Source organism: Parasedimentitalea denitrificans, from assembly GCF_011813015.1.
Taxonomy (GTDB): domain Bacteria; phylum Pseudomonadota; class Alphaproteobacteria; order Rhodobacterales; family Rhodobacteraceae; genus Parasedimentitalea; species Parasedimentitalea denitrificans.
Window position 1 is genome coordinate 70,928 of the sequence record NZ_QHLQ01000021.1, and the last position, 6,534, is coordinate 77,461.

Consider the following 6,534-nt stretch of genomic DNA (forward strand, 5'->3'; position numbering starts at 1 on the left):
CCCTGGCAACCACTGGTGGCCTTTTGCACCTTCCCACCATAAAGCTGCACTACACATGCTCTTTTAACCGAAATGCCGGTGCAGAGTGAAAAAATGACGTAGACCGCCTTTCGCTTGCCGCAAAACCCAATATTCTTAGCTAAACTACGAACACTTGAAAGCCTCCGCATGAGCACAGATCCTTTAGTCGTCTTTACCCCCTCAGGCAAACGTGGCCATTTTCCGGTCGGGACACCGGTTCTAACGGCAGCTCGAAAACTGGGCGTTGACCTGGACTCGGTCTGCGGTGGCCGCGGTATCTGTTCCAAATGCCAGATCACTCCGTCTTATGGAGAGTTCCCAAAGCACGGTGTCACTGTAACCGACGACGCCCTGAGCAGTTGGAATAAGGTCGAGCAACGTTATCAGGACAAACGTGGTTTGATAGACGGCCGTCGACTTGGGTGCCAGGCAACAGTTCAAAGTGACATCGTGATTGACGTCCCGCCAGAAAGTCAGGTTCACCGTCAGGTTGTCCGCAAGCGAGCCGAAGCGCGCGACATCGAAATGAACCCGTCCACTCGACTATACTATGTTGAGGTCGAGCAGCCTGACATGCACAACCCATCAGGCGACTTGGAACGCTTGATAGAGGCCTTGGAAACTCAGTGGTCTTTGCAAAATGTCAAAGCTGACTTTGAGATTCTTCGGTCCGTACAGCCAATTTTGCGCAAAGGAAATTGGAAAGTCACAGTCGCTGTTCATTTGGGGGGTAATAATCAGCCGTCAAAGATCAAGCACATTTGGCCCGGCTTCTACGAAGGCTCAATCTACGGGTTAGCTGTTGATTTAGGTTCAACCACAATAGCCGCCCACCTATGTGATTTGCAAAGCGGCGAGGTTATAGCGTCGTCCGGTATTATGAATCCGCAAATCCGGTTTGGTGAGGACCTAATGAGCCGGGTTTCATATTCTATGATGAACGAAGGTGGCGATCTGGAAATGACCCGCGCAGTGCGCGACGGCATGAATACTCTGTTTGAGCAGGTCGCAAACGAAGCTGGCATTGATAAGGCGCTAATCTTTGATGCCGTTTTTGTCTGCAACCCTGTGATGCATCATCTGTTCTTGGGAATTGACCCGTTTGAGCTGGGACAAGCCCCTTTTGCTCTGGCAACATCCAATTCACTTGCGCTGGGCGCAACTGATTTGGACCTCACTATCCACCCTGCAGCACAAGTATATCTATTGCCCTGTATTGCCGGTCATGTCGGTGCTGACGCCGCAGCGGTTGCACTATCCGAGGCGCCCAATAAGTCCAAAGATCTGGTCCTGGTCGTAGACGTTGGTACAAATGCAGAGATCCTGTTGGGAAATTCAGAAAGGGTTCTGGCCTGCTCATCCCCGACTGGTCCCGCATTTGAAGGCGCACAAATCAGTTCCGGCCAGCGTGCGGCCCCCGGCGCTATTGAACGAATTGAAATCGACCCGGAAACCAAAGCCCCCCGCTTTCAGGTGATTGGCTCAGATGTTTGGTCAGATGAAGAAGGTTTCCCGGATGCCATTGCCACAACCGGTGTAACTGGGATTTGTGGATCCGGTATAATCGAGGCCATTGCAGAAATGCGACTTGCCGGATTACTGGATGCGTCAGGCCTGATAGGATCAGCAGAGCAGACCGGAACCCCCCGCTGTATCGCTGACGGCCGGACCAATTCCTATGTCATCTGGGACGGCACGCAGGACGGCGGTCCACTTATAACTGTAACCAACCCCGATATTCGAGCCATTCAGATGGCCAAAGCTGCACTGTATTCAGGGGCCCGCCTTCTGATGGACAAATTTAACGTCGACTCCGTTGATCGTGTGGTTTTGGCCGGTGCCTTTGGTGCACATATCTCTGCCAAACATGCGATGGTGCTCGGAATGATACCTGACTGCCCCCTAGCTAATGTAAGTTCGGCAGGCAATGCCGCCGGTACCGGCGCCCGGATTGCTCTGCTCAACACCAAGGCACGTGACGAGATTGAGGAAACAGTGCGCCAAATCGAGAAAATTGAAACCGCTGTCGAACCCCGGTTTCAGGAACATTTCGTCAATGCCTCGGCCATCCCAAACTCAGTTGACCCCTTTCCAATTTTAGAAACAATTGTCACCCTGCCAAACGTGAACTTTAATACTGGTGGAGGCGATGGCGGTTCAGGAGGAGGGCGCCGTCGACGGCGTCGCAGCTGAACGCAAATACTCAGTGGATGGCACGGGGCTAGGCCCCCTCCCCTTGCTACCCTCCGTCGTTGCCCAGCTCATGAAAACTCACACGGTCAAATAAGTCGACCTTGGGGTATTGACGTCCCTTCAGTGGAGCAATACCCCAAGACGATAGAGCGCGGGTATGGTGAAAAGGTATCACGCGAGCTTCCCAAGCTTAAGTTACGAGTTCGATTCTCGTTACCCGCTCCAATCAAATCAAAATTTTACACCTTATATTTCAACACCTTACCTGATGGAATGGCGTGATAATTGAGTTTTCGCAATTCACTGAGATGGAAAGAAACAGGAACGTCTGGGGGTGTTTTGGAGCACGACCCCCAGACTAATCCCCAGAGTCTGGTCGACGCCTCGGCCTCTGCTCAGCCCCGCGCATGGCCACTGCTGAACCACCAGCATAGATTATCCGATATTCCTTGATCCGCTTGGCTCGGCAGGCTGAACACCGCAATCGATCAACTGCATCCCCAACGGTGATTTGATCGCCCCACTTGGCAATAATAGCCGCGACTTGGGCAGGCCCATTATGCCCACAGGCACACTCAAGCCAGAGTGTGTGTTTTGGGATAACTGATAGGCGCGTACCGCAGCGTTTAAGCATCGACAGGCGGCAACGCCTTCAAAGCCGCCGCAGCCGTCTGATACCCAACACGGCCGGTGTTTGAGAACATTCGTTCATAGAAAGCGATCCAACTAGGCACACGCTCCTCTTCAAACTCATCAGCCCAGACCTTTCCGGCCAAGCGGACCCGACCATTTTCCAATCTCTTTGCACGCAACTGACTGACTCCGAGTTCTAAAAATCAACTGCTGGATACCGAGAGGCAATGAGTCGGGAAAGCCCTCGCAGAACATTTCATGAACTTTTTCTTTCTGGTCACGTTGACAGGCATCTGATCCTCCGTAGTCTAAGGAGCTCAATTCATTCATTAGACCAATATATCCCCGTGAACTCATTCAAGTTTTAATACGCAGTTAACCAACAACTCAAATACTACATTTACTGCCGCACACCATTGGGGATACCCCGCCATGCTCTGCTCAAGTGCAAACTTTTGCCCGTGGACAACTGTGTTTACACGGGACGACTGCACCGTATTGTTGAAGGTCACTGCTGAGAAGTTCGACAACTTTCTCTTGCATCCCCGTACGAGACTATCAGGCAGGCTGGCCTGTCTGGCGGGCCGTGACATTGAAATGCCTAATGCCTTTGACCTGCTCGCATCAAAGCTATTCTTTTTAACGAAAGAGCAACTATCAGATGAGGTGTCGCGTCTATCCGTAGCACAGGCAGGTGCCGATACGTTCTCCTTTGTCTTAGACAACCAAGAGAGTGAGGGCTCATTCGAGCCCCTCTATGGAGAGCTATCTTGGTGTTGGGAATTCTGGACCTTCTTTGAACCTGTGGAAATAAAAGAGTTTGCAATTCAGATGGTGGCCCTGTGGAACGACATAACCAATTACTGCGTAAGCAATGCTGAGAAAAGCAAAAGATCTAACTACCACCTGCGCATCTCAGACAAAAAACCCAGCTACGGTAGTGGGCTGACGATGGTCGTTAATAACAGGGCCAGTATGATTTCCGCCCCGCTTTACGATCTGCTTGTCTTCAACAAAAAACGAGTGTCGTCAGACAAAGGTCGTCGATTTGCCACATCATAGGAACCAACAAGTAACAGGGGATCAAAAAATGAATAAATTCACAGAAAACCTGGATCAGATGAAGTGGGATAACATCACTCCGGTCAGTCCTAATACTGCTCCTTAAATGGACACGTATCAAATTCGCACTACTCTACTTTAAGTCGTCATTCGCGTGGCGACAACGGCGATCCGCGACCATCCCATCCCGGAAAACTGGCGCGGATCGCTCCTTAGCTGGATTTTTGCTTTCTGTACTGCCCCATCTGGGCATTCTTCAATTGACGCGCATGCTCGATCCAAAGCGGGTCCAGATCATCGCCCGGCCTGAATTCACGCCGTATGTCGTGAACATAAACCAAGGCCCCAGCCCCGTGGATAGCCTCAACAACTGACTGCGCGTGGCCCTTTGAGAACCCGACACACAGTGGGTTGGCAAAGAACACGTGGTCTTCGGGCACCTTGGAATTACGATAGACACGTAACAGAACATCACGATTGGGAAGCCTTGACGGCCAGTTAGTGGTTCGAATTTTGCGTACATCGTCACGGAATATGTCGCGGGTGACTTGTAGCTTTTCCTCTAAGCCAGGGAGACCCCAATCGCGGGCTCCGATCAACTGGTCATCCTCACTTGGTAAGTATGGATGCAGCGTTATGACTGCAGCTTTTGGATGAATTCGGGACACTTTTTCTACAACCCTTTTGGCCAAATGCTTTTTCTACATCAATCAATTTTTGTCAGGCTTGCCTCCAAGCCCTTGTCGATCAGCAATCCGCGGACCTCCGGAAAGAGGCCAATCTGTCTATCTCTGGGTCGCGACTATGGATGCGACACTTTTCAACGCAAGAGACCATTTCCAAGACAAAGACCGGCTTGACTTACCCAAAACAGCATGTTTTCAACAAAGGTTAACAATACACTAATGTTTTCGTCAATTTTGCAGGATCCTGATGACTATTACTAGAGCTTTCGCAGTTGCCACCACTTTTTGTTTAGCGCCTTTGACAAGTCATGCCGCAACCTTTGATGTGGCGTATACAGACAATGACGGGCCTCAGTGGACGGGAATCGTCGATTCAACAACGGATACATTCACGATTTTATCGTGGGCTGAGGGGGCAGGTGGAATAGGCTATTGGACTCCGACCTCCGCAAGCTTGCCTCTCTTATTTAATGCTGTCACGGCTGCGTTAGATCCATTTGACGTTCCAGATGATTGGGACGGGACCATTGGCAACAATTGGGGTTTTCTTTCTGATTTGATTAAGTCAGATATTGAGTGGCAAGAGGGAAACTTTTCCGGAAACAATTCTCACTTGGGATGGGGCATTTCGCAGGTGAACAATGGAAGTATCAGCTCGAGTGTCGGTGAATCATATTTTTTGTACACCCCAAGGTCCAGCACAGGAAACTATTTATCAACAGCTAACAGCGTGTCGGTTACCTCAGTGCCCTCCCCTGTCCCTTTACCTGCAGCCGGTTTCCTACTTATTGGTGCCCTCGGCAGCATCAGCTTATTGCGCGGTCGCAAAAAGTCCTGATTGAGATCCTAGAAATCATTTTAAACGCTCGCTTCCCTCCAGGTTGCGAGCGTTTTCATTTGTCCAACTACCCCCGGCCAGGTAGCCGCAAATCATCGCACTACAAACTTGCTCCGGCCGCCAATAAGTTTCATCTTGGGTCACATGGCATTCCATTTGGGGGATGTTGGACTGAAAGAGAGCCTCAATGTCAGCAACTTCCGCGACCACTCTATCCAACCTCGCACATTGGAATGAACGCGTTGACCTTGCCGCCGCATTTCGCTGGACTGCGCGGCTCAATATGCACGAAGCGGTTGCGAACCACTTTAGCCTTGCGGTGAATGACGATGGTTCGCAGTTCTTAATCAATCCAAACCAAATGCACTTTAGCCGGATTAAGGCTTCTGATTTGTTGCAGCTGAACGCAAATGATCCAGACACGATGGCCCGTCAGGACGCACCCGATGAAACTGCCTGGGGATTGCACGGGGCAATCCACCGTCTTTGCCCGCACGCGCGCTGTGTGATGCACGTGCACTCTATTTATGCAACGGTTCTTGCCTCACTTGCGGATAGCACATTACCGCCAATCGATCAAAATTCCGCCATGTTTTTTCGTCGGCACGTGGTGGATGAAGAATATGGCGGCCTCGCATTTGAGAATGAAGGCAAACGTTGTGCCGGATTGTTAACTGACCCTAAGGTCAAAGTCATGATTATGGGCAATCACGGCATCTTGGTCATCGGCGACACTGTGGCAGACACATTTAACCGACTCTACTATTTTGAACGTGCCGCTGAGACCTATATCCGGGCGCTTCAAACCGGACAAGAATTGCGGGTTCTTAGCGACGAAATCGCTGAGAAAACTGCGCAAGAGCTGGAAGATTACCCTAATCAATCTGAGCGGCATTTGTCTGAGTTAAAAGCTATTCTAGACAGTGAAATTGACCCTTACGCAAACTGATGTGTGCCATGAACGGCGATACCCGTACAGATGATCATAATGCGTCCAACTAACCCCGGTCAGACCAACTGATTGACGATTTTCCGGATTTGCCGCAGGGCATCTTGCACTTCTGAATCTGTTGCAACGTCAGGGAAACCCCCTTCACGCAA

Annotated in this window: 6 protein-coding genes and 1 tRNA gene; 5 read left to right on the forward strand and 2 right to left on the reverse strand. The window is 50.7% G+C overall.

Features of this window, described 5'->3' with window-relative positions; all coding sequences use genetic code 11:
- The first annotated feature begins 168 nt into the window (after nucleotides 1–168).
- Both DL239_RS17495 and DL239_RS17500 read left to right on the forward strand, forming a co-directional pair.
- Nucleotides 169–2,214, forward strand: a complete 2,046-nt coding sequence (locus DL239_RS17495) for an ASKHA domain-containing protein (RefSeq protein WP_167685394.1) — start codon at nucleotides 169–171, stop codon at nucleotides 2,212–2,214.
- A 151-nt stretch (nucleotides 2,215–2,365) separates the two neighbouring features.
- Nucleotides 2,366–2,439 (forward strand) — tRNA-Gly (locus DL239_RS17500).
- A 401-nt stretch (nucleotides 2,440–2,840) separates the two neighbouring features.
- Here the strand turns inward: DL239_RS17500 and DL239_RS17505 are convergent.
- Nucleotides 2,841–3,026 (reverse strand): hypothetical protein, encoded by a 186-nt coding sequence (locus DL239_RS17505; protein ID WP_167685395.1) that lies wholly within the window; start codon nucleotides 3,024–3,026, stop codon nucleotides 2,841–2,843.
- 322 nt (nucleotides 3,027–3,348) lie between these two features.
- Here DL239_RS17505 and DL239_RS17510 point away from each other — a divergent pair, with 322 nt between their 5' ends.
- Nucleotides 3,349–3,909, forward strand: a complete 561-nt coding sequence (locus tag DL239_RS17510) for a hypothetical protein (protein ID WP_206188511.1) — start codon at nucleotides 3,349–3,351, stop codon at nucleotides 3,907–3,909.
- A gap of 212 nt (nucleotides 3,910–4,121) precedes the next feature.
- Here the strand turns inward: DL239_RS17510 and DL239_RS17515 are convergent, their stop codons facing one another.
- Nucleotides 4,122–4,577 (reverse strand): hypothetical protein, encoded by a 456-nt coding sequence (locus DL239_RS17515; protein ID WP_167685397.1) that lies wholly within the window; start codon nucleotides 4,575–4,577, stop codon nucleotides 4,122–4,124.
- Between the two features lie 265 nt (nucleotides 4,578–4,842).
- Between DL239_RS17515 and DL239_RS17520 the strand changes: the two genes are divergently transcribed.
- Both DL239_RS17520 and DL239_RS17525 read left to right on the forward strand, forming a co-directional pair.
- The gene (locus DL239_RS17520; RefSeq protein ID WP_167685398.1) at nucleotides 4,843–5,433 is read left to right on the forward strand and encodes a VPLPA-CTERM sorting domain-containing protein; all 591 of its coding nucleotides are present in this window, start codon (nucleotides 4,843–4,845) and stop codon (nucleotides 5,431–5,433) included.
- Between the two features lie 187 nt (nucleotides 5,434–5,620).
- On the forward strand, nucleotides 5,621–6,382 hold the full coding sequence (locus DL239_RS17525) for a class II aldolase and adducin N-terminal domain-containing protein (protein WP_167685399.1): 762 nt from the start codon (nucleotides 5,621–5,623) through the stop codon (nucleotides 6,380–6,382).
- The last annotated feature ends 152 nt before the right edge of the window (nucleotides 6,383–6,534 follow it).